The organism is Streptococcus nakanonensis (genome assembly GCF_059738785.1).
Window position 1 is genome coordinate 728,734 of the sequence record NZ_AP027139.1, and the last position, 24,377, is coordinate 753,110.

13 protein-coding genes and 2 pseudogenes are annotated in these 24,377 nt (G+C 40.3%); 7 read left to right on the top strand and 8 right to left on the bottom strand.

Annotated elements, in window-relative coordinates; translation table 11 throughout:
* Positions 1-120 precede the first annotated feature (120 nt).
* The 6 genes from AC6I9F_RS03820 to AC6I9F_RS03845 all read left to right on the top strand — a co-directional run bounded on the left by AC6I9F_RS03820 (position 121) and on the right by AC6I9F_RS03845 (position 6,981).
* On the top strand, positions 121-2,097 hold the full coding sequence (locus AC6I9F_RS03820) for a peptide ABC transporter substrate-binding protein (protein WP_498022891.1): 1,977 nt from the start codon (positions 121-123) through the stop codon (positions 2,095-2,097).
* Between the two features lie 223 nt (positions 2,098-2,320).
* Complete coding sequence (locus AC6I9F_RS03825) at positions 2,321-3,487, top strand: AI-2E family transporter (RefSeq protein WP_176138899.1); 1,167 nt, start codon at positions 2,321-2,323, stop codon at positions 3,485-3,487.
* Positions 3,477-4,706: a tetratricopeptide repeat protein gene (locus AC6I9F_RS03830; protein ID WP_498022894.1), complete on the top strand. Its 1,230-nt coding sequence runs from the start codon at positions 3,477-3,479 to the stop codon at positions 4,704-4,706. The genes AC6I9F_RS03825 and AC6I9F_RS03830 overlap by 11 nt, the downstream gene beginning before the upstream one ends.
* 145 nt (positions 4,707-4,851) lie before the next feature.
* Entirely contained in the window at positions 4,852-5,493 is a 642-nt protein-coding gene (locus AC6I9F_RS03835) for an amino acid ABC transporter permease (RefSeq protein ID WP_498022896.1), read from the top strand.
* A 9-nt stretch (positions 5,494-5,502) separates the two neighbouring features.
* On the top strand, positions 5,503-6,132 hold the full coding sequence (locus tag AC6I9F_RS03840; protein ID WP_173269891.1) for an amino acid ABC transporter ATP-binding protein: 630 nt from the start codon (positions 5,503-5,505) through the stop codon (positions 6,130-6,132).
* A 9-nt stretch (positions 6,133-6,141) separates the two neighbouring features.
* On the top strand, positions 6,142-6,981 hold the full coding sequence (locus AC6I9F_RS03845; protein ID WP_498022898.1) for an amino acid ABC transporter substrate-binding protein: 840 nt from the start codon (positions 6,142-6,144) through the stop codon (positions 6,979-6,981).
* 276 nt (positions 6,982-7,257) lie between these two features.
* Here the strand turns inward: AC6I9F_RS03845 and AC6I9F_RS03850 are convergent, their stop codons facing one another.
* From AC6I9F_RS03850 to AC6I9F_RS03885, 8 genes and pseudogenes are all read right to left on the bottom strand, one after another.
* Complete coding sequence (locus tag AC6I9F_RS03850) at positions 7,258-7,605, bottom strand: thioredoxin (RefSeq protein WP_023947468.1); 348 nt, start codon at positions 7,603-7,605, stop codon at positions 7,258-7,260.
* Between the two features lie 111 nt (positions 7,606-7,716).
* Entirely contained in the window at positions 7,717-9,435 is a 1,719-nt protein-coding gene (locus tag AC6I9F_RS03855; RefSeq protein WP_084929933.1) for a phospho-sugar mutase, read from the bottom strand.
* Between the two features lie 295 nt (positions 9,436-9,730).
* Positions 9,731-10,729 carry an Rpn family recombination-promoting nuclease/putative transposase gene (locus tag AC6I9F_RS03860; RefSeq protein WP_498022901.1) on the bottom strand — a complete coding sequence of 333 codons (999 nt, stop codon included), beginning with the start codon at positions 10,727-10,729 and terminating at the stop codon, positions 9,731-9,733.
* 211 nt (positions 10,730-10,940) lie between these two features.
* Positions 10,941-11,828: an Rpn family recombination-promoting nuclease/putative transposase gene (locus AC6I9F_RS03865; protein WP_498022902.1), complete on the bottom strand. Its 888-nt coding sequence runs from the start codon at positions 11,826-11,828 to the stop codon at positions 10,941-10,943.
* Positions 11,829-12,038: 210 nt separating this feature from the next.
* A pseudogene (locus tag AC6I9F_RS03870) lies at positions 12,039-12,440 on the bottom strand (Rpn family recombination-promoting nuclease/putative transposase); the annotation flags it as partial.
* A complete protein-coding gene (locus AC6I9F_RS03875; protein WP_164226892.1) occupies positions 12,430-13,380 on the bottom strand; it encodes an Rpn family recombination-promoting nuclease/putative transposase in 951 nt (316 codons plus the stop codon). The pseudogene AC6I9F_RS03870 and the gene AC6I9F_RS03875, both read right to left, overlap by 11 nt.
* A 208-nt stretch (positions 13,381-13,588) precedes the next feature.
* Positions 13,589-14,110 (bottom strand): annotated as a pseudogene (locus tag AC6I9F_RS03880) (Rpn family recombination-promoting nuclease/putative transposase); the annotation flags it as partial.
* A complete protein-coding gene (locus tag AC6I9F_RS03885) occupies positions 14,100-15,062 on the bottom strand; it encodes an Rpn family recombination-promoting nuclease/putative transposase (RefSeq protein WP_498022904.1) in 963 nt (320 codons plus the stop codon). The gene AC6I9F_RS03885 and the pseudogene AC6I9F_RS03880, both read right to left, overlap by 11 nt.
* Positions 15,063-15,521: 459 nt before the next feature.
* Here AC6I9F_RS03885 and AC6I9F_RS03890 point away from each other — a divergent pair, with 459 nt between their 5' ends.
* Positions 15,522-24,365 (top strand): mucin-binding protein, encoded by an 8,844-nt coding sequence (locus tag AC6I9F_RS03890; protein WP_498022906.1) that lies wholly within the window; start codon positions 15,522-15,524, stop codon positions 24,363-24,365.
* Positions 24,366-24,377 lie beyond the last annotated feature (12 nt).

Genomic DNA, 24,377 nt, shown 5'->3' on the forward strand with positions numbered 1-24,377 from the left:
ACTTTAAAAAAATAATTGATTGGTTTTTTGAAAAATATAATAATATTGAGATCGTTTTCCTTACTTTTCTTCTTAAAAGTGCTATAATGAATTCATAAAATGTTTAAAGGAGTCCTTACTATGAAAAAACGAGTTTTTCTAGCAGCTGGTGTAGCTATGCTCTCGGCGGCTATGCTAGCAGCGTGTTCAACAGGTGGTAAAGATGCTACTAAACCTGTTACCTATACCTATGTCTTCTCTACAGATCCTACGACTCTGGATTATACAGTTTCTGGAACTGCTAGCACTAAACAAATTACAGGTAATGTTATTGATGGTCTACTTGAAAATGACCAATATGGGAATCTGATTCCATCAGTTGCAGAAGATTGGACTGTTTCAAAAGATGGTTTGACCTATACCTATAAAATCCGTCAGGGTGTCAAATGGTATACTAATGAAGGCGAAGAATATGGTGAAGTCAAAGCTCAGGACTTTGTAACTGGTCTGAAGCACGCAGCTGATAAGAAATCACAGGCTCTTTATCTGGTTCAAGACTCAGTTCAAGGTTTGGACGATTATGTCAATGGGAAAACAACAGATTTCTCTACTGTTGGTGTAAAAGCGACAGATGATTATACGGTTGTTTACACTTTGAACCATCCAGAATCTTTCTGGAATTCCAAGACAACAATGGGTGTTCTTGCCCCAATTAGCGAGGACTTTTTGGCTTCTAAAGGAGATGACTTTGGGAAGGCGACTGATGTAACAAGCATTCTTTATAATGGTGCTTACCTCCTCAAGGGATTGACATCTAAATCTTCCATTGAGATGACCAAAAATCAAAACTATTGGGATAAGCAAAATGTCTTTATTGATGATATTAAATTGTCTTTCTTTGATGGTCAGGATGCCGATTCTCTTGGACGTGGCTTTGATGAAGGACATTATCCAGCGGCACCTCTCTTTAAAAATTCTGCCAACTATGAACGTCTAAAAGAAAAGTACAAGGATAATATTGTATATGGTCAACAAAGAGGTGGCGTATTCTATATGTCTACTAATATTGATCGTGTAGCTTATAACCATACTGCTAAAACAAGTGATTCGGAAAAATCATCCACTAAAAAGGCTTTGTTGAATAAAGATTTCCGTCAATCCTTGGCTTTCGCTGCAGATCGTACCGCTGCAGTATCTCAAGTATTTGGGGACGAAGTGGCACCTCGTAAATTACGTACAAGTTTTACCCCTCCAACATTTGTCCAAGTTGGAGAGCAGTCGTTTGGGCAAGTAGCTAAGGCAGAACTGGATAAGTTGGATAGTGCTTGGAAAGACGTGAGTCTTGATGATGCACAAGATTCACTTCATAATGTAGACAAGGCTAAAGCTAAATTTGAAGTTGCTAAGAAAACACTTCAAGCCGATGGAGTACAGTTCCCCGTTCATTTAGACCTTCCAGTTTCCTCTACTCAGACAGATTTTATTCGTCAAGCCCAATCTTATAAACAATCCATTGAGGAAGCCTTAGGCTCTGAAAATATAGTGATTGACATTCAACAAGTTTCTGATGATGAATTGGGAAATATGACAGTATTTGCAACATCAACTGACAATATTGATTGGGATATCAATGTAAATAGTGGTTGGAGTCCTGATTATGCAGATCCATCAACCTATTTAGATGTATTTGATCCAACATCTGGCCCAACTCTTCTAGGAGCACTTGGTGTAGCACCAGGTACAGATAATCCGGCAATCAAATCTGTTGGTTTAGATAAGTTTAAAGAGTTAATTACGGATGCTAGTGGTGAGAAAACAGATCTGCAAAAACGTTATTCTAAATATGCTAAAGCTCAAGCTTGGTTAACAGATAGTGCCTTGGTTATTCCTGTATACTCAGATGGTGCCCAAATGCTAATAACGAAGAAAGTTCCAGGTAGCGGTGCAGATGGTTGGGTAGGTGATAAGACAAGTGAACACAGCTACAAGTACCAAAAATTACAAGACAAGATTGTAACGTCTAAAGAAATGGATGACTTCCGTAAGAAATTTGCTGATGAAAAAGCCAAATCAAATGCTGATTATCAGAAGAACTTAGATCGTCATATTCAAGACTAATCGAATCTCCTCTTTTGAGGGGATTTTTTATGTCGCTGTCTCCATGTAATACTCAATGAAAATCAAAGAGCAAACTAGGAAGCTAGCCGCAGGCTGTACTTGAGTACGGCAAGGCGAAGCTGACGTGGTTTGAATTTGATTTTCGAAGAGTATAAGCACTTAAAAAAAGAGTTATTTTACTTCAAAAATGGTATAATGAAAGGACGACAGAAAGGAATTATATATGGAACAAAAAGAGAAACATTTTAGCCTATCTTGGTTTTTCAAGTGGTTTTTGGATAACAAGGCCATTACGGTATTTTTGGTAACCTTATTATTGGGACTCAATCTTTTTATTTTAAGTAAGATTAGTTTTTTATTTTCACCTGTTTTAGACTTTTTGGCAGTCGTGATGTTGCCAGTCATTCTGTCTGGTTTGTTATATTATTTGTTGAATCCTATTGTTGATTGGATGGAGAAGCATAAGGTTAATCGTGTTATAGCTATCACTATTGTCTTTGTTATCATCGCTCTCTTTATCATTTGGGGTTTGGCAGTCGCCATTCCAAATCTGCAACGCCAGGTTTTGACCTTTGCAAGAAACGTTCCTGTTTACTTAGAAGATATAGATAGGATTGTTAATGGATTGGTAGCCCAGCACCTGCCAGATGATTTCAGACCTCAGTTAGAACAAGTTTTGACCAATTTTTCTAGCCAGGCTACAGTTTGGGCAAGTAAGGTTTCATCTCAGGCAGTCAACTGGGTGAGTGCCTTTATTAGCGGAGCTTCTCAAGTGATTGTTGCCTTGATTATCGTTCCTTTCATGCTCTTTTATCTCTTGCGTGATGGGAAAGGCTTGCGTAACTATTTGACCCAATTTATGCCGACAAAATTGAAAGAACCTGTTGGACAAGTTTTATCAGATGTGAATCAACAGTTGTCCAACTATGTTCGAGGGCAAGTGACAGTGGCTATTATTGTAGCAGTAATGTTTATGATCTTCTTTAAGATCATTGGTCTCCGTTATGCGGTTACGCTTGGTGTTACTGCTGGTATTTTAAATCTGGTTCCTTATCTTGGTAGCTTTCTAGCCATGCTTCCTGCCTTAGTTCTGGGCTTGATTGCTGGGCCAGTTATGTTGTTGAAAGTAGTGATTGTCTTTGTCGTAGAACAAACTATTGAAGGCCGTTTTGTCTCTCCATTGATTTTGGGAAGTCAATTAAACATTCATCCCATTAATGTTCTCTTTGTTTTGTTAACTTCAGGTTCCATGTTTGGTATCTGGGGAGTCTTACTCGGTATTCCAGTTTATGCCTCTGCTAAGGTTGTCATTTCAGCCATTTTCGAATGGTATAAGGTAGTCAGTGGTCTATATGAAGTAGAGGGAGAGGAAGTCAAAAGTGAACAATAGTCAACAGATGTTACAGGCTTTGGAAGAGCAAGATTTAGCCAAGGCTGAGCACTATTTCGCCGAAGCTTTAGAAAATGATTCAAGTGACCTTCTGTATGAGTTGGCAACTTATCTTGAAGGAATTGGTTTTTATCCTCAGGCCAAGGAAATTTACCTGAAAATCGTAGAGGATTTCCCAGAGCTTCATCTTAATCTAGCATCAATCGCTAGCGAGGATGGTCAAATCGAAGAAGCCTTCGCTTATCTTGAGGAAATCCAAGCTGACAGTGACTGGTATGTTTCAGCTTTGCTTCTTAAGGCAGACCTCTACCAGCTGGAGGGTTTGACAGATGTAGCGCGTGAGAAATTGCTGGAGGCTTTGACCTACTCAGAGGATCCTCTCTTGATATTGGGCTTGGCAGAATTGGATAGTGAGTTGGAAAATTACCAAGAGGCCATTCAAGGCTATGCCCAGTTAGATAATCGTACTATTTATGAGCAAACAGGCATTTCGACCTATCAACGAATTGGCTTTGCCTATGCCCAGTTAGGGAAATTTGAAACGGCCACAGAGTTTTTAGAAAAAGCCCTGGAGTTAGAATACGATGACCTAACAGCTTTTGAGTTGGCCAGTCTTTACTTTGATCAAGAAGAATACCAAAAGGCCGTCCTCTACTTTAAGCAGATCGATACCATTTCTCCTGACTTTGAAGGTTATGAGTATGGATATAGCCAGGCCTTACATAAGGAACATCAAGTTCAAGAAGCCCTGCGTATCGCTAAGCAAGGCTTGGAGAAAAATCCCTTTGAAACTCGCCTCTTGCTAGCTGCTTCGCAATTCTCTTATGAATTGCATGATGCTAGTGGTGCAGAAAATTATCTTCTTGCTGCAAAAGAAGACGCTGAGGATACAGAAGAAATCTTGCTTCGTTTAGCCACTATTTATCTGGAGCAGGAGCGTTATGAGGATATTATAGACTTGCAGAGCGAAGAGCCAGAAAATCTCTTGACCAAGTGGATGATTGCTCGTTCCTATCAAGAAATGGACGATTTGGATACTGCCTATGGGCTTTACCAAGAGTTGGCAGGAGATTTAAAGGACAATCCAGAGTTTCTGGAACACTATATCTATCTCTTGCGTGAATTGGGCTACTTTGAGGAAGCAAAAGTCCATGCTCACGCTTACTTAAAACTGGTTCCAGATGATGTGCAAATGCAAGAACTGTTTGAAAGATTGTAAGAATGTTTAAACATATAGAACTGTAGTTTATCTCTTTTGATAGCTACGGTTTTTATTTGTATATGATAGAATTTTTTTACAAAAATGGTTGGTTATTTTGTTTATTCATGCTATAATAGGAACAATTACTTTTAGGAGGTGCAGTATGTCTTATTTATTTGAGATATTACCGAGTTTACTGAATGGTGCGAGCACGACTGTACAGGTCTTTGCACTGGTCTTGCTATTTTCGATTCCTTTGGGCGTTTTGATTGCCTTTACCTTGCAAGTCCATTGGAAGCCCCTCCATTATCTGATTAACATTTACATCTGGGTTATGCGTGGCACCCCCTTACTCTTGCAACTGATTTTTATTTATTATGTGCTCCCAAGTATTGGGATTCGTTTAGATCGCCTTCCTGCTGCCATTATTGCCTTTGTTCTCAACTATGCAGCTTACTTTGCAGAAATTTTCCGTGGGGGAATTGACACTATTCCAAGAGGCCAGTATGAGGCTGCCAAGGTCTTGAAGTTTAGTCCTTTTGACACAGTGCGCTATATTATCTTGCCCCAAGTGACCAAGATCGTGCTTCCTAGTGTCTTTAATGAAGTTATGAGTTTGGTCAAAGATACTTCTTTGGTCTATGCTCTCGGAATTTCAGACCTTATCTTGGCTAGTCGAACAGCTGCCAACCGTGACGCCAGTCTGGTTCCCATGTTCTTGGCAGGTGCCATTTACTTGATTTTGATTGGGATTGTGACAATTATTTCCAAAAAAGTTGAGAAGAAGTACAGTTATTATAGATAGGAGGCTGCCATGTTAGAATTACGAAATATCAATAAGAAATTTGGAGACAAACAAATCCTGTCTGATTTCAGTCTAAGTATTCATGAAAAGCAAATTCTGGCTATCGTTGGGCCTTCTGGTGGAGGTAAGACAACTCTCTTACGTATGCTTGCGGGTCTTGAAACCATTGATTCAGGGCAAATCTTTTATAATGGAGATTCCTTAGAGTTGGATGAATTACAGAAGCGAAACCTACTGGGATTTGTATTCCAAGATTTTCAACTGTTCCCTCATTTATCAGTTCTGGACAATTTGACTTTATCGCCTGTGAAGACCATGGGGATGAAGCAGGAAGAGGCTGAGAAGAAGGCGCGTGGTCTCTTGGAACAATTAGGACTAGGAGGACACGCAGATGCCTATCCATTTTCATTATCTGGTGGGCAAAAGCAGCGGGTGGCCTTGGCGCGTGCTATGATGATTGACCCAGAAATCATAGGATACGATGAACCAACTTCTGCTCTGGATCCAGAATTGCGCTTGGAAGTAGAAAAACTGATCTTGCAAAATAGGGAACTTGGGATGACCCAGATTGTGGTAACCCATGATTTGCAGTTCGCTGAAAATATCGCAGATCAGATTCTCAAGGTTGAGCCTAAGTAGGAGGTGTCGATGACTAATAAGAAAGTTGTTTTAGTATTGTTTTCTCTCCTGACTCTCTTTTTAACAGCTTGTACTCAGAAGGCTAGCGATCCAAAGCAGGATAACTGGGATAAGTATCAAGAGCAAGGCAGTATAACCATTGGTTTTGACAATACCTTTGTACCCATGGGATTTGAAGAAAAGAATGGCCAATATACAGGCTTTGATATTGACTTAGCACAAGCTGTCTCTAAAAAATTAGGTTTTAAGGTGCAATTTCAGCTAATTGACTGGGATATGAAGGAGACGGAACTGCAAAATGGAACTATAGATTCCATCTGGAATGGCTATTCTGCCACTGATGAACGCCGAGAAAAGGTTGCCTTTAGCATTCCATATATGGAAAATCAGCAAGTTCTGGTTGCGAAGAAAAGCCAGAAAATTCATTCAGTAGAGGATATGAAGGATAAGACTCTGGGAGCCCAAGCCGGTTCCTCTGGTTATTTAGACTTCGAAGCCCAGCCAGATTTACTGAAAAATCGTGTCAAAGACCAGAAGGCTAATCAGTACCAGAGTTTCAATGAAGCCTTAATTGATTTGAAAAATGATCGGATTGATGCTTTGTTGATTGACCGAGTGTATGCTAATTACTATCTTCAGTCTGAGGGGATATTAAATGACTATAATGTCTTTTCAGCAGGATTTGAAAGTGAATCTTTTGCGGTCGGAGTTAGACCAGCTGATAAAAGATTATTAACAGCATTAAACCAGGCCTTAATCGAACTATACCAAGAAGGCAAGTTCCAAGAAATCAGCCAAAAATGGTTTGGAGAAGATGTGGCAACCAAAGAAGTAAAAGAAGGACAGTAAGATAAAATAGTGGCTAAGACTGCGTTTTGATTAGCAAAACGCAGTTTTTTGTAATCTAGGAAAACGATAATAGCGATTGAATCTGCATAATTGAATATGGAATAGCCCACTGTGATTTCTAAACCATTGTTAAAAATTGATTTGACTTCCAAAATTAAAATGTTCTGTAATGAAATGCTGATGCAACTGTTTTAGGAACAATAAAACGCATAATATCAAGGTTTTTGCACCTTATATTATGCGTTTTTGTGATTTTAAAACTTGTTAGCTGATTTTTTACAATCCAGCAAAGTCTTTGATTTCTTGTGCTGACATTGAAGAGTCGCAACGGACATTGATTTGTCCATCTGCAATGTGAACGAAGCCTGGTACAGTTGGGATTCCGTAGCGTGAGCGGAATTCTTGCAACTCATTGAGTTGGCTTGGTTCTTCACTGTTGATGAAGTAGATGTGAGCTTTGGTTTCAGCTACGACACCTGCTAAAGTACCTGCAAATTTACGGCAGTAAGGGCAAGTTTTGCGACCGATAAAGAAGGTTGCAGTTTCTTTTTTATCAAGAGCTTCTTGCGCACGCGCAACTGTAGTGACTTCAAGGTCTTTGATGTTATCTAAAAATTGTTCCATGAGATTACCTCGCTTTCATTGAGAAGTCTAGTATGCCATAAAGTTTCTAAAATTGCTTAGATTTGATACGAAAAAAAGATGAGATTGGTTGGTCTCATCTTTTATAGGATTTTATTTTACAAAAGCATTGATTTCTGCTTCGATGTTAGCAATTTTAGCTTGTGATTCTTCGTTTGTTTCACCTACAACTGCAATGTAGAACTTGATTTTTGGTTCTGTACCTGAAGGGCGAACAGCAATCCATGATCCATCAGCAAGTGTGTATTTCAACACATCACTTGGAGGAGTTGTTAAGTTTGTAACAGTTCCGTCAGCAGCAGTAGCAGTTTGAGCCTTGAAGTCTTCTACGACAGTGATAGCTGTTGTGTTCCATTCTTTTGGAGCATTGTTACGGAACTTAGCCATAATCGCTTTGATTTGTTCAGCACCATCGACACCTGAAAGGGTAACAGAGATTGTCTTTTCTGCATAGTAGCCGTATTCTTTGTAGATTTCTTCGATACCGTCAGCAAGGGTCAAACCACGTGAACGGTAGTAGGCAGCAAGTTCAGCAACGACAAGAACGGCTTGGATAGCATCTTTATCACGTACGAATGGTTTAATCAAGTAACCGAAGCTTTCTTCAAATCCCATCATGTAAGTGTGATTGTGTTTTTCTTCGAATTCTTGGATTTTTTCAGCGATAAATTTGAAACCTGTCAAAACGTTGAACATGGTTGCGCCGTAACTTTCAGCAATCTTCGTTACCAAGTCAGTTGATACGATGGATTTGCAAAGGGCTGCATTTTCAGGAAGAGTTCCAGCGTTTTTGTGGGCTTCCAAGATGTATTTTGCCATGATAGCACCGATTTGGTTACCTGATAGGTTAAGGTAGCTACCATCTTTTTGAAGAACTTCAACACCAACACGGTCAGCATCAGGGTCAGTTGCGACAAGAACGTCTGCACCAACTTGACGACCAAGTTCTTCAGCAAGGGCAAAGGCTGCTTGGCTTTCAGGGTTTGGAGATTTTACAGTTGAGAAGTCTGGGTCAGCAGTTGCTTGCGCTTCAACGACTTGAACAGAGTCAAATCCTGCTTGGGCAAGAGCACGACGAGCCAACATTTCACCAGTACCATGAAGTGGTGTGTAGACAATCTTCATGTCTTTACCGAATTCTTCAATCAAGGCTGGGTTGATGTTTACGTCCTTAACCTCTTTAAGGTATTCTACGTCAACAGCTTCACCGATAACTTCAATCAAGCCAGAAGCTTTTTCAGTTTCCACATCAGCAACTTCAACTGCAAATGGATTTTCGATTGCACGGATATAAGTAGTCAAAGCGTCCGCGTCGTGTGGAGGCATTTGTCCACCGTCTTCACCGTAAACCTTGTAACCGTTAAATGGAGCAGGGTTGTGGCTGGCTGTGACCATGATACCTGCGAAACAGTTTAGATGACGAACTGCAAATGATAGTTCTGGAGTTGGACGAAGGCTTTCAAATACATAAGATTTGATGCCGTGTTTAGCAAGAACTGCCGCAGATTCAAAGGCAAACTCAGGTGAGAAGTGACGGCTATCGTAGGCGATTGCGACACCACGTTCTTTTTCATTTCCACCTTTTGACTCAATCAAACGAGCCAAACCTTCAGTAGCTTGGCGAACAACGTAGATGTTGATGCGGTTTGTACCAGCACCAATCAAGCCACGCATACCTGCAGTACCAAATTCAAGATTTGTATAGAAGGCATCTTCCTTCGTTTTTTCGTCCATATTTTCCAAATCTTGACGAAGGTAGTCAGGAAGCTCCGCAAAATCAACCCATTTCTGGTAATTTTCTTGGTAAGACATTAAAATTCTCCTTTATTTTTAAAACATTTAATCAGTTTGATTATATCATTTTTTTTAGTTTTAGTAAAACCTTATCTGCTTCGAAAATCTCTTCAAACCAGGTCAGATTGAATTTGGGGTTTATATGATGTTGAGGCTAGGAAAAATTCAATCTCAGTAAAAAAGTAAGTCTTCTCATAAAAAAACATTGATACCAAACGTTTTATTATGAGAAGACTTTTACCCAGCATCTTTAATCTGTGACTAGACGTTTAGTTCTAAGAATGCCATCTTGACTAGATGGTTTTCTTGACCGTTATTGGTGATAATCTTCCAGCAAGGCTTCAAACTCAGATACTGAGATACCTAACTGCTGGCTGGCAACCTCGGAAGTCAGAATACCTTGACGAACTAGATTTGTTAAACCTACTTTTAATCCCCGTTCGATGCCTTCAGCTCGTCCACGCTCAAGTCCTTGTTCAATCCCCTCTGCGCGACCACGTTCAAGACCACGCTCTAAACCTTTTTCAATCCCCTCTGCACGACCACGCTCTAAACCTTTTTCCTCAGCTTGTTCCAAGGCATAGTCATGAGCGAGTAAGGCTTGTTCTTCACGCCTGCGTTGTTCACTAAACATTTTCCTGTCCTCCTCGGACCAGCTCTTGTAGTCCAGCAGTTGGTCTGCTTGGCTGATGGCTCGCTCGGGTTGTTGAGTAAAGGGTTTATTACCAAAAAACTCCAACCACGGTTTACGAATCTTGTCCTTGCTGGTTTCTCTGTACTTTTTTAATTCCAAGAATGCCATCTTGACTAGATGGTTTTCTTGTCCATTGTTTGTGATGGTTAAAACATCACCCGTCGTATCCTCTCGCATGCTAAAACTATGAAAAGCCAAGTCATCTGAGAAGTAGTTACTATCCACAATTGCAATGGCATAAACGGGTGCGATGTGTTTGTAACTTTGATGAGTATTGCCTTCTCGCTGGCGAATTTTTTCTAGGTTTTGATTGACCTGACTACATAGATAAGCCCACAGGCGATTGATGAAAAAATTCTGATGATGTACTTGAATCTCAATAATAACTTGCGTACCATTGTCCAACTCAGCCAAAACATCTATACTTGTATAGAAGTCCTGCGCCGAGTACGGTATAGAAGGCAAGACGTGAATATTGCTCCCTTCCAAAATGGTTACATTTTTGGCTGGTAAATCCAGCATATCGCGAATAAATTGACAAGTGATTTCTGGATTGCTAAAAATCTTCTTAGCAACCAAATCATTGGTTGGGCTAATGCCCGGATGTCTGAGAATCATCCTCTTCCTCCTTTTATTATACCACAGTTTTAAATCTAAGTTTACTAGATTCTATGGCTCTATCTATTTATTCGGAAAAGAAAGGGAAAAGTTCAAATTTTCTTGAAAATAACAATACATTAAGTAAAAAAAGATAGCCAAACTCTTTACATCAAGAAATTTAGCTATCTTTTTTAGTTTGTTTTAAGACTGCATAACGCTTACAGATTTCTCACTTATGTTCTTTCAACAGTGCCTCAAATTCAGCGACAGTCATGCCTAATTGCTTACTGGCAACCTCAGAAGTCAGAATACCTTGACGAACTAGATTTGCTAACATCGCGAAACCACCTTCATCTCGACCACGCTCTTCCGCTTGTTCCAAGGCATAGTCCTGCGCTAACAAGGCTTGTTCTTCTCGCATACGTAGTTGACTAAACATTTTCCTGTCCTCCTCGGACCAGCTCTTATAGTCCAGCAGTTGATCTGCTTGGCTGATAGCTCGCTCGGGTTGCTGGGTAAAGGGCTTGTTGCCGAAAAACTCCAACCATGGTTTACGAACCTCGTCTTTGCTGGTTTCTCTGTATTTTTTTAATTCCAAGAACGCCATCTTAACCAGATGGTTTTCCTGACCGTTATTGGTGATAGTTAAGACCTCACCTGTCGTATCCTCTCGCATACTAAAACTGTGAAAGGCTAAATCGTCCGAGAAGTAGTTGCTATCCACAATTGCAATGGCGTAGACAGGAGCGATATGTTTGTAACTCTGGTGGGTATCACCTTCACGCTGGCGAATTTTTTCAAGATTTTGATTGACCTGACTGCACAGGTAAGCCCACAGGCGATTGATGAAAAAATTCTGATGATGTACCTGAATTTCAATAATAACCTGTGTCCCATTGTCCAACTCTGCCAAGACATCTATGCTAGTGTAGAAATCCTGCGCCGAGTAGGGCATGGAAGGCAAGACATGAATATTACTTCCCTCCAAAATGGTCACATTTTTAGCTGGCACGTCCAGCATATCGCGAATAAATTGACAAGTGATTTCTGGATTGCTAAAGATTTTCTTAGCAACCAAATCGTTAGTTGGGCTGATGCCCGGATGTCTGAGAATCATATTTCCTCTCCTTTCATTATAGCACATTTTTTAATCTAATTTGCTAGATTTGATGCTTCTATCTATTTATTTGGAAAAGAAAGTGAAAAGTTCAAACTTTCTTGAAAATAACAATACATTAAGTAAAAAAAGATAGCCAAACTCTTTACATCAAGAAATTTAGCTATCTTTTTTAGGTTGTTTTAAGATTGCATAACGCTTACAGATTTCTCACTTATGTTCTTTCAACAGCACTTCAAACTCAGCCACAGTCATGCCTAACTGCTGGCTGGCAATCTCAGGTGTTAAAAGATGCTGGTGAACGAGATTTACTAATCCTTTTTTCAGTCCTTTTTCCTCCGCTTGTTCCAAGGCATAGTCCTGTGCTAACAAGGCTTGTTCTTCTCGCATACGTAGTTGACTAAACATTTTCCTATCCTCCTTGGACCAGCTCTTGTAGTCCAGCAGTTGATCTGCTTGGCTGATGGCTCGCTCGGGTTCTTGGGTAAAGGGCTTGTTGCCGAAAAACTCCAACCAGGGCTTACGAGCCTTGTCTTTGCTGGTTTCCCTGTATTTTTTTAATTCCAAGAATGCCATCTTGACCAGATGGTTTTCTTGACCGTTATTGGTGATAAGCTTCCAGCAACGCTTCAAACTCCGCTACGGACATATCCAGTTGCTGGCTGGCAACCTCGGAAGTCAGAAGACTTTGACGGACCATATCTAGGAAGGCAAAAAGTTTTCCACGTTCAAGTCCTTGTTCTAAACCTTTTTCGATGCCTTGTTCAATCCCCTCTGCACGACCTCTCTCTAAACCTTTTTCCTCCGCTTGTTCCAAGGCATAGTCCTGAGCTAACAATGCCTGTTCTTCTCGCATACGTAGTTGACTAAACATTTTCCTGTCCTCCTCGGACCAGCTCTTATAGTCTAGCAGTTGGTCTGCTTGGCTGATGGCTCGCTCGGGGCGCTGGGTAAAGGGTTTATTCCCAAAAAACTCCAACCACGGCTTGCGAACCTCGTCTTTGCTGGTTTCTCTGTATTTTTTTAATTCCAAGAATGCCATCTTAACCAGATGGTTTTCTTGTCCATTATTGGTGATGGTTAAGACCTCACCTGTCGTGTCCTCTCGCATACTAAAGCTATGAAAAGCCAAATCATCTGAGAAGTAATTGCTGTCCACAATAGCGATTGCGTAAACAGGAGCGATATGTTTGTAACTCTGGTGTGTATCACCTTCTCGTTGGCGAATTTTTTCTAGGTTTTGATTAACCTGACTACACAGATAAGCCCACAGGCGATTGATGAAAAAATTCTGATGATGAACTTGGATTTCGATAATAACCTGCGTGCCATTATCTAGTTCAGCTAAAACATCTATACTGGTATAAAAATCCTGCGCCGAGTAGGGCAGGGAAGGTAAGACATGAATGTTACTTCCCTCTAAAATCGTCACATTTTTTGCTGGCAAGTCCAGCATGTCGCGGATAAATTGACAAGTGATTTCTGGATTGCTAAAGATTTTCTTAGCAACCAAGTCATTAGTTGGGCTGATTCCCGGATGACGTACAGTCATATTTCTTCTCCTTTCATTATAGCACATTTTTTAATCTAATTTGCTAGATTTGATGCTTCTATCTATTTATTCGGAAAAGAAAGTGAAAAGTTCAAACTTTCCTGAAAATAACAATATCTTAGATAAAAAAGATAGCCAAACTCTTTACATCAAGAAATTTAGCTATCCTTTTTAATTGTTTCTGTATCGTGTAATATTTACAGATTTCTCACTTATGTTCTTTCAACAGTGCCTCAAACTCAGCGACAGTCATTCCTAACTGCCGGCTGGCAACCTCAGGTGTTAGAAGACCTTGACGTACTAGATTTGCTAAACCTACTTTTAATCCCTGTTCGATGCCTTCAGCTCGTCCACGCTCCAGTCCCTGTTCAATGCCCTCTGCGCGACCACGTTCAAGACCACGCTCTAAACCTTTTTCAATGCCCTCTGCACGACCACGTTCCAACCCTTTTTCCTCCGCTTGTTCCAAAGCATAGTCCTGTGCTAACAAGGCTTGTTCTTCTCGCATACGTAGTTGACTAAACATCTTCCTGTCCTCCTCGGACCAGCTCTTGTAGTCCAGCAGTTGATCTGCTTGGCTGATGGCTCGCTCGGGTTGTTGAGTAAAGGGCTTATTACCAAAAAACTCCAACCAGGGCTTGCGAACCTTGTCTTTGCTGGTTTCCCTGTATTTTTTTAATTCCAAGAATGCCATCTTGACCAGATGGTTTTCTTGACCGTTATTGGTGATAAGCTTCCAGCAACGCTTCAAACTCCGCTACGGACATATCCAGTTGCTGGCTGGCAACCTCGGAAGTCAGAAGACCTTGACGGACCATATCTAGGAAGGCAAAAAGTTTTCCACGTTCAAGTCCTTGTTCTAAACCTTTTTCGATGCCTTGTTCAATCCCCTCTGCACGACCGCGTTCCAACCCCTGTTCAATACCTTCTTCCCTAGCTGTTTCCAAGGCATAATCCTGTGCTAACAAGGCTTGTTCTTCGCGCATACGTAGTTGACTAAACATTTTCCTGTCCTCCTCGGACCAGCTTTTATAGTCCAGCAGTTGGTCTGCTTGGCTGATGGCTCGCTCGGGTTCTTGGGTAAAGGGTTTGTTCCCGAAAAACTCCAACCACGGCTTGCGAACCTCGTCTTTGCTGGTTTCTCTGTATTTTTTTAATTCCAAGAATGCCATCTTGACCAGATGGTTTTCTTGTCCATTGTTTGTGATGGTTAATACCTCACCTGTCGTGTCCTCGCGCATGCTGAAACTGTGGAAAGCTAGATCATCTTGGAAATAATTACTATCCACAATTGCAATAGCGTAAACAGGTGCTATGTGTTTGTAGCTTTGGTGGGTATCACCTTCACGCTGGCGAATTTTTTCAAGATTTTGATTGACCTGACTGCACAGGTAAGCCCACAGGCGATTGATGAAAAAATTCTGATGATGTACCTGAATCTCAATGATAACTTGGGTTCCATTGTCCAACTCCGCCAAGACGTCTATACTGGTATAGAAATCCTGCGCCGAGTAGGGCAGGGAAGGCAAGACGTGAATATTACTTCCCTCCAAAATGGTCACATTTTTTGCTGGCAAGTCCAGCATATCGCGGATAAATTGACAAGTGATTTCTGGATTGCTAAAGATTTTCTTAGCAACCAAATCGTTAGTTGGGCTGATGCCCGGATGACGTACAGTCATATTTCTTCTCCTTTCATTATAGCACATTTTTTAATCTAGGCTCACTAGATTCACTGCTTCTATCTATTTATTCGGAAAAAGTAGAAAAAGAGTAGAAAAAATGTCAAATTGTCTCATTTTTTAAAGAAATAAGTGTAAAAGTTAATGGAAATCTAAAAGCAAGCTGGAAAGGTCTCAAAGCACGGCGCTGAGCTTGCTGATAGGAGGAAGTAAGTCCATAAGATGCACACGACAAGGCAAGGATGATGAGGCTTCATCTTTGGTGTTGGCTTACTGATGATGGACTTCTAACCTAGCTTTGGTCTTAGTAAAAAGAGTCGTCTTTCCATTCAAAAAATTTGAAGTTTCAAGCCGACTGGTGTATAATATATTCATGAATTGTATTCTATTATATAGGAAGTAATAGGTATATAGGAAGTAATAGGGCACAATATATATATATATATATGGAGTGTAAGAATGAATCATCCAGAAAAACAATTAAAATACAGTATACGGAAAGTGAGTGTCGGTGCAGCTAGTGTTGTCATTGGGGCGCTCTATCTTTTGATGGGAGCTGGGATTGCTCATGCTGAGGGCGTGGAATCAGCGAGGGAAACTGAGAGGGCAGCAAACCCGACAGATCCAGAACAGTCTGGAAATGGAGAGGCAGGAAACAAGCCTGACCTCAGCAATACAGATGCAGCAGCAAACACCTACAATGCTCCCGTAGCTGAAAATCCGCTAGTAGCTCCAGAAGCTGCCAAACCTCGTCGGACTAAAAGAGCATTACCTGATGGGGACGCAAGTAATCCATCGAATGGAGCTACAGGAACTGAATCAGGAGAGAACCAGCCAACAGGTGAAAAATCACCTGTACTGGATGCCAATCGTAAAGGTGAGACAGTAAAAACTGACCAACCGGGGGTACATGTACCTAAAGATGGAGAAGAGGGTTCGGATGATAAGAATGCCAACTTAACATTTGATACTCCTAGTGAGAATGCTACAGTTGAGTACATGTACAAAATCATCCAAAATATGCCGGATGACTTCCAAAACAACGAGCGTTCTTATCTAAGAAATATGAATACCCTTGGTGATGCTCTTAGATTTGATGGAAATGGTAATGTTACTAAGGATGAAAGCGGCAAACAACTACAAGATGGTGAAATTCGTGAAATTAACGAGTTCGGTGGTTGGAAAGCCATAGACGGTGGAACATTCGCCATCGGTAAGAAAAATGCTCAAGGGTATTTCACTGGTTGGTACTATAAAAAGGGTTCAAGCACAGAAAAAGAGCAAGGGGGGATGCTGGGTTCTGACGCCATGGACCGAGTCTACGTCCATGAGCAAGCCCTAGATCGTCGTTTTAATTACATGTTGATGCTTGCCAAAGGACGTACTATCGCCAATAAAACTGATAAAGCACAAGATGAATCTAAGTTTGAAATAAAGACAGAAAAAAGAACTGGGAATACTCTTGATAAATTACCTGTAAAAGAGAAGGAAGATATTCTCCAACATTCTCCAAATATTGAGGGATTCAATGGAATAGAAAAAACCTTCACTGCCTTCTCTACCAAATATGGAAGTCGTTTGAAAATCGACTTTGTAACAGGGTATATCTCAGACTATGAAGGGTCAAAAGGGACTTATCGTATCGTTGTTAAAGCGATTAAAAAGGATAAGAATGATACTTCAAAAGAAGTGGAAGAGACCATCTATGACCATACTATTAACAGAATTGACGGAGTAGTAGAGAATGAAGAACGCTATAGCCAAGGTGTAGATTTAAGTGGGTTTAATAAAGTAATTAAAAAATTATTGAAGCTTGAGTACGATAAAAAAGTTAATATTCTTGCAGAGGAACGATATAAGAAAGAAAATCCAGGAGTTACGAGAGTAAATGCACAACAAAGGAATGCTGTAAAACCTGCTATTGAAAAAGAGCTCGCTGAAAAGGGAGAAGCGATAGTTGAGTTACCGATAGATAAGGATAAATTGAATGAAACAAACTTCAAAAATGAGACTAATTTTAAAGAAAGTTTTTCTAGATATGCAAATGAATTCCGTAATGAATTGAATAACAAAATAAAGGATATGGAGGTGAAAAAAAACTCTCCAATCTGGGTAACTAGCAACGAAACAGATAAATCTAAAGACTCAGATCGTGTCTATAAATTATTAGATTTTGTATTGCCAACTGCTAAAAAAATTATCTATCATGGAGATACAGATCAATTAGAACTCCAAACAGACCCAGAAAAAGTGAGGAATCATCGTGCTAAGTTAAAAGAGAGCCTAGATGCAAAAGAAGCTCTTTTAAAGACTACTACGGATGACGATAAAAAAACTGAACTTAACAAAGAGATCTCAGCCTTAAAAGCAGCCCTTGGATCCACAAACGCCTACACTTACTTGGAAGCAAGAAACGGAAGTAAAGAAGCAAAAATCCTTGGCTCACACATGGAAGCAGCTAGAAAACCTGATAGTAGTGAAATAACAGATGCTAACTATGCAAAATATCATACTAATGAACTTGCTGCGCAACATGATTCGAAGAATGATGATGGTCTTAAAGCATTCACTGCCTACTTTGTTGAAAAAGGAAACGTTATACGTAATAATGTAATTTCTGATGAGAAATTATCAAAAGAGATTGAAAAAGAAATTGATGGTGATCAGGATAAACTAGGTAAAGGTGGATACTTCTCAACAGGAGATATTCCATTGGACAAAGATGTCGTAGCCTATAAAATACAAGTGTTTGCGGAAAATAAAAAGCGTGTCGGTGTTAATAAGCAAAGTCCAAGACTTCAATATAACCTACCTATCCTAGCCGATTTCTCAGTTATTCAAGATACGGTAGAGCCATCAAAAGAAGTAGCCAAACGGATCATTGATAAACAGGTGAAAGAGAAGAAAATTCCGCCAGAAGAAGGGAAAAAACTCAAAGGAAAAATCGATGAAAGTAAGAAAACATCGGAAGTTAGAAAAGCTATCTCTGGTAATGTAAAGGTTCGTTATGTCGATGAACAGGGACAAGATATACCACTATCTGAAGCAGACGCTAAAAAAGTCGGAGAAAAATCTGAGAATGGTACCTACTTCGTAGAAAAAGAAGCCCTTATTGGGTCAAGCTACGATGTAACAAGTAAGAAATTACGTGGGATTAACACAGGTGAGAAAAAATACCGCCTAAAAAGATCCCTAAATAATGGGCTATATAATAACTCAGCAGCTATCACAGGTGAAGTAACTTCATCTGATAAGATTGTAACCTTTGTCTACGAAGAAGGGGAGCCAGCCAAAGCAAAAGCAGTTGTTCATGTGAAGAAACAATCTGCTGATAATAGCGTGACAGAATTACCAGAACATAAGCTCAACCTTGAAACAGAAGTAGGCGAAGAATTCCCATCAGAATCTGTAAACAACAAAGTAAAAGAACTACAAAAGTTAGGATACGAAATCATCGGTAATACTTTTACAAATGGAACAGCTGAATCAAGAAAAGGTGATGACAAAGAGGATTTAGACGGACAAGAGCCAACGCAGTCTTATACGATTACAGTACAAGAGCGTACAAAAGAAGTAACAGAACCGCCAACTCCAGATACCCCGATTGACCCTAATATTCCAGATGGACCAAAATGGCCAGAAGAAGGACTAAAAGAGTCTAATCTCAAGGTAGAAGTAACACGAACCATCACCTATGTTAAGAAAGAAAGTCCAGATGGAGCTGAGAAGCCAAGTGGAGTAGAAAATAAGGTAGATAAAGTTCTATTCAAACGGAGTGCCACCTATAATCTAGTTACAAAAGCAGTTACATATGGAATCTGGACTACTGACAATCAGAATTTTCCAGAAGTCAAGACGCCATTATTAAAAGGCTACCTAGCAGATACGAAAGTGGTGACAGAGGAAACAGCGACAGAACCTACTAAGGCAGGGGCAGTCACGGACATCACAAGAAAAGTTGTATATACTAAAATAGGGTCTTGGGTACCAAAAGTTCCGGATCAAGAAGTACCGACACCGATTCCATATCCGAATGACCCAGACGATCCAACTAAACCTAAAACTCCAACTTATCCAGAAACACCTGAGACTCCAGGAGAGACACCAAACCCTCGGCCAGGAGATCCAGGGACACCTGAAACTCCAGCACCACCACCAGTTATTCCATATGTACCAGGCTATACACCAAAAGTACCGACGGATCCAACACAACCAGAAAATCCAGATACCAATCCTTTAAAACCATTAGAGCCATTGGATCCAAATGATCCTAAAAAGGGATACAAGGTGCCAGAAATACCTAGTGATCCTAAGAAGAATAAAGAGATAGAGTATGTGCCAAATCCACAAAAAATCCTGATAAAAGTTGTCAATATCACGACAGGGAAAGAAGTGGAAATGCCAAAAGAAAAGCTGGAATTTAGTGGCGTATCCGATCAAGTAGTTGGGAATGAGAATAAAACTAAAGTTGATAACAAGATAAAAGCCTTGAAACAACGTGGTTATACTGTGGAGAGCACCAATCCTATCATGGCAACTACCAAGTACGATAGAGTAGATGATGTTACTAAGGGAGAACCATCTCAGACTTATAAGCTAGTTGTTAAAGAACCGATCAGCATAGACACTGACAGTAAAACTGTAACACGTACGATCAAATACGTGAAAAAAGACCTTGTAGATGGTGTAGAAGTTCCATCTGAAGCACATGAGACAGTGACGGATAGAGCGACATTTAACCGTGAAGTCAAGTTCAACCTTGTTACAGGGGAAACAACCTATGGTAAATGGAGTGAAGCACAAACCTTAAATAAAGTCGCATCGCCAGTCCTATCAGGCTATATAGCAGATAGAGCGGAAGTTGGAGAACGTGAAGTAACAGCTACAACGGAAGATATTCAAGAAGAAGTGGTTTATACTAAGATTGGGACTTGGGTACCAAATCTCCCAGCAGGAGAAACTCCAATTGACCCAATCCCTTATCCAAATCATCCTACTGATCCAACCAAACCGGGTGATCCGACACCGGGAGTCATTCCGTATGTGCCAGGATATACACCGAAAATTGGGGAAACTCCATTACAACCAAAAGTACCAGGAGATCCAAGTCAAGGATATACACCGCCAAAACCAAGCGATCCTAAGTCTAACACAGCTGTCACCTATGAACCAGATCCACAAAAGGCATTGGTCAAAGTCGTCAATACCACAACTGGAGTGGAAGTGCGCTTACCAGCAGAAGATGTCAATCTTGAAGGTAGGACTGCAGAAAAGATTTCAACAGAAAAAGTGCTTGCCAAGATTGCGGACTTGGAAAAACGTGGCTTTGTTGTGGATAATAAGGATGAGGTAATCGCTGAGATTACCAAGTCAAGCTTTGATAAGCAAAAAGACGAAGAAGGGAAAGACCCTTCCCAAGTATTCACGCTAAAAGTACATGAAAAAGTGGTAGAAGTAACAGAACCACCAACACCAAACACACCAATTGACCCAGATACTCCAGATGATCCTAATGATCCAAGTATTCCAAGATGGACAGATGATTTAATCAAAAAACTGGATTTGAAGAAGAATGTTACACGTACCATTACTTATGTTAAGAAAGACACTCCAAATGGAGAAGAAATTCCAAACGCTAAACCAACTGTAACTCAAACAGCACACTTTAAACGTACTGTAAAAGTAAACGTAGCAACTAGAACAGTTGTAGAGTATACAGACTGGACAAGTACGGACAACAACTTAGCAGAAGTAACAACAGAAAAACTAGATGGATATGTAGCAGATAAGCTATCCGTAGCTAGTGTAACAGTTTCTGAAACTTCAAATAATTTAGTAGAAAAAGTTATTTATACCAAATTAGGCGCGTGGATTCCGAAAATACCAAAAGGTGTAGTGCCACCAGAAGGAACCGATACGGATCCAAAACCATACCCTAACCACCCAACCGATCCAACCAAACCAGGTAATCCAACCGATCCAAATGTTCCGGTGATTCCGTATATCCCAGGATATACACCGAAAATTGGGGAAACACCGTTGGAACCAAAAGTACCAGGAGACCCAACAAAAGGCTATATTCCACCAGCAGTACCGACAGAACCTAATACAAATACGGAGATAAGCTATCTTGCTGATCCACAAAGAGCTGTCGTTAAAGTCGTAAACGTTAAAGAAGGAAAAGAAATACCATTACCAAATGATACGGTAGCTATTGGTAACGGCTCAACAGATGCAGATATTCCGAAAGATGACGTTAACAAGAAGATTGCAGACTTGGAAAAACGTGGCTATGTCGTAGAAAATAAAGACTTATTAGATAATCAAAAATTTGATAATGTTAAGGATCCAGATGATGGAGACCCAACGCAAGTCTTTACACTGAAAGTTCATGAAAAAGTGGTGCCAGTAACACCGCCAACGCCAGATAAGCCAATCGAACCTGGAACGCCAATTGATCCAACGACCCCAGTTGATCCAGACAAACCAAATGATCCAACCATCCCACGATGGACAGAGGACTTAGTGAAACAGTTGGATACTAAGAAGGAAGTGACACGTACAATTACGTATGTGGACGAAGAGGGAGCTAAGGTCACCTATACAGCTAATGGTCAAGAAACGACAGATGCAGTGACAGATAAAGTAACCTTTACTAGAACAGCGTTCATCAATGTCGTGACCAAAACCATTACTTATGGAGAATGGATGGCTGTAGATAATGACACTACATTTGATGCGGTACTATCTCCGATGGTTAAAGGTTATGTCTTAAAGGCCAACCAAGATACACAAGGTGGTTTAGTAGAGGCAAGTGGAGCAAGTGTAGTAGCAAGTGAACATCTAAAAGCAGACTCTGCAAATCAAGAACTTAAGGTAGTTTATACGAAATTAGGTTCGTGGATTCCGAAAGTCCCAGGTCAAGAACCACCAACACCACTACCATATCCGAATCATCCTACTGATCCAACTAAACCAGGTGATCCAACAGATCCAAATACACCAAACGTCCCAGTAATTCCGTATGTACCAGGATACACACCGAAAATTGGGGAAACTCCATTACAACCAAAAGTTTCAGGAGACCCAACAAAAGGTTATATTCCGCCATCAATACCGACAGAACCAGGAACAGATAAAGAAATTAGCTATGTCCCTGATTCGCAACGAGCATTGGTCAAAGTGTACAATGTGAAAGATGGAGTGAAGATACCATTAGAAAACGATACTGTAGGTATCAATGATGGTAAAACGGATCAAGCTATCCCAACTAAATCTTTAGAAGATAAAATCAAAGAGTTGGAAAAACGTGGATACACTGTTGATAACAAGGACTTATTGAAAGGTAAAGTTTTTGATAACCAAAAAGATCCAGAAAATGGAGACCCAACACAGGTATATGATCTCCTCGTTAGAGAACGGATAAGTTTTGATACAGAGACAAAAGCAGTTACAAGAACGATTAAATACGTTAAAATTGAAGAACAAAATGGCGCAGAAGTAGAAGTTGAGAATGCACAACCAACCAATACTCAGACTGTAAACTTTAGTCGTGACATCAGTATAAACTTGGCTACAGGTCGGATTAGCAATGGAAAATGGAGTGAAAAACAAATACTAGGAGAAGTGAAGACTCCAGTGTTAGAAGGCTATCTAGCGGATAAAGTCAAGGTAGAATCTCGTGAAGTGACAGGAGATAGTGAATCATTCGTGGAAAAAGTGGTATACAGAAAAATCGGTTCATGGGTGCCAAAAGTACCAGGAAAAGAAGAACCAACACCAATTCCGTATCCAAATGATCCAGATGATCCAACTAAGCCTAAAACTCCAGATTATCCAACCACTCCGCCACAACCAGGTCAACCAGTACCGAAAGTGCCAGTGATTCCATACGTTCCAGGCTATACACCTAAGACACCAAACGGAACTCCATTAGTACCTATAGATCCAGAACATCCAGAAAAAGGATATAAGGTGCCACCAGTTCCAGAAACGCCAAATGATCCTAAGATGGATACACCAATCAAGTATACACCAGATGGACAAAGAGCTATTGTCAAATTTGTTGTCATAGGCGAAGACGGAAAAGAAACGGAGCTTGTTGCTTCAAGGATGTCGCTGACAGGTAAAACTGGAGAGAAAATCCCAACAGAAAACTTTAATGATACATTGAAGAAACTAACAGGTGACCCAGTTAATAATGGTGACTACGAGTTAGTAGACAATCCACTGAAAGATGGAGCAACATTTGATAACGTAAAAGATGAAGAAGGAAAAGATCCGTCTCAAGTCTTTGTTGTGAAGTTACGTCAAATCTATGTTATTCCACCGACACCGAGAATTGTCGAACGTCCAAGCGGTAATACTGTAGAAGTTGACGTGCCAAATAAAGATGCCGATACTTTATCTATTACATTTACAAAACGAAACAGTACTGAAAAAGAAACTATCGTTACGAAGAAAGATAAAGATGGTACGTGGAAAATTGAAAAATCTCCAGTTGGAGTGACTATCAATCCGACGAATGGTCGTGTTTATATTCCAAGTGAACAAGTTCAACCGAAGACATGGGTAGATACGCAAACAAAACATAAATACAAACAAAGTAAGATTGTTAGTGTTATGCCGAATATTCTTGATGTACCTAAATTTGAAGGAACAACAGAATGGATTGACGTAAATGGAAATGTCTTAAGACCAACTGAAAATGGTTTACATGAAAAAGGTCGAATTGCAAATCATGTTTGGTTGGAAAGTCGTTTGGAAGGAAATAAAGTCACACATATTTTCTTTGCAGGTTCTCCATCTGTAGATAAGCCAGAATATAAAATTACAGTCTGGTTTGATAAAGATGGTAATCCACTTAAACCAGATCAACCAGGTACTCATGAAGCTGGAAATATTCCAGGATACAGATATATTACAACTGTAACGGAGGATGGTATTACGATTCATAGATTTGAAAAGATACCGCCAGTTCTTCCTAACGAACCAATTCCAGATAGACCTGAGGAGCCGAGACCACAACCAAATCCAGAGCATCCAAGTGCTCCGACACCAAGCCCAGAACTACCAAATCAAGAGACTCCAATACCAGAGCCAACTCCAGAACCAGATACTCCAAGATCTGAAACTCCAGTGAGTCCAGATCCAGAAGCTCCGACTTATGAGACGGGTAAGAGAGAGGAGTTGCCAAACACAGGTACAGAAGCTAATGCTGGCTTAGCTGGGGCAGGATTGTTGACCTTGTTAGCTGGTTTGGGACTAGGATTCTTCAAGAAAAAAGAAGATGAATCCGAATAATATAAAAACGTT

Excerpts from the sequence above, each read along its gene's own strand:
- AC6I9F_RS03820 (WP_498022891.1), top strand. The coding sequence starts at position 121 with ATGAAAAAACGAGTTTTTCTAGCAGCTGGTGTAGCTATGCTCTCGGCG.
- AC6I9F_RS03840 (WP_173269891.1), top strand. The coding sequence starts at position 5,503 with ATGTTAGAATTACGAAATATCAATAAGAAATTTGGAGACAAACAAATC.
- AC6I9F_RS03845 (WP_498022898.1), top strand. The coding sequence starts at position 6,142 with ATGACTAATAAGAAAGTTGTTTTAGTATTGTTTTCTCTCCTGACTCTC.
- AC6I9F_RS03865 (WP_498022902.1), bottom strand. The coding sequence starts at position 11,828 with ATGATTCTCAGACATCCGGGCATCAGCCCAACTAACGATTTGGTTGCT.
- AC6I9F_RS03875 (WP_164226892.1), bottom strand. The coding sequence starts at position 13,380 with ATGACTGTACGTCATCCGGGAATCAGCCCAACTAATGACTTGGTTGCT.
- AC6I9F_RS03855 (WP_084929933.1), bottom strand. The coding sequence starts at position 9,435 with ATGTCTTACCAAGAAAATTACCAGAAATGGGTTGATTTTGCGGAGCTT.
- AC6I9F_RS03860 (WP_498022901.1), bottom strand. The coding sequence starts at position 10,729 with ATGATTCTCAGACATCCGGGCATTAGCCCAACCAATGATTTGGTTGCT.
- AC6I9F_RS03890 (WP_498022906.1), top strand. The coding sequence starts at position 15,522 with ATGAATCATCCAGAAAAACAATTAAAATACAGTATACGGAAAGTGAGT.
- AC6I9F_RS03850 (WP_023947468.1), bottom strand. The coding sequence starts at position 7,605 with ATGGAACAATTTTTAGATAACATCAAAGACCTTGAAGTCACTACAGTT.
- AC6I9F_RS03835 (WP_498022896.1), top strand. The coding sequence starts at position 4,852 with ATGTCTTATTTATTTGAGATATTACCGAGTTTACTGAATGGTGCGAGC.
- AC6I9F_RS03825 (WP_176138899.1), top strand. The coding sequence starts at position 2,321 with ATGGAACAAAAAGAGAAACATTTTAGCCTATCTTGGTTTTTCAAGTGG.
- AC6I9F_RS03885 (WP_498022904.1), bottom strand. The coding sequence starts at position 15,062 with ATGACTGTACGTCATCCGGGCATCAGCCCAACTAACGATTTGGTTGCT.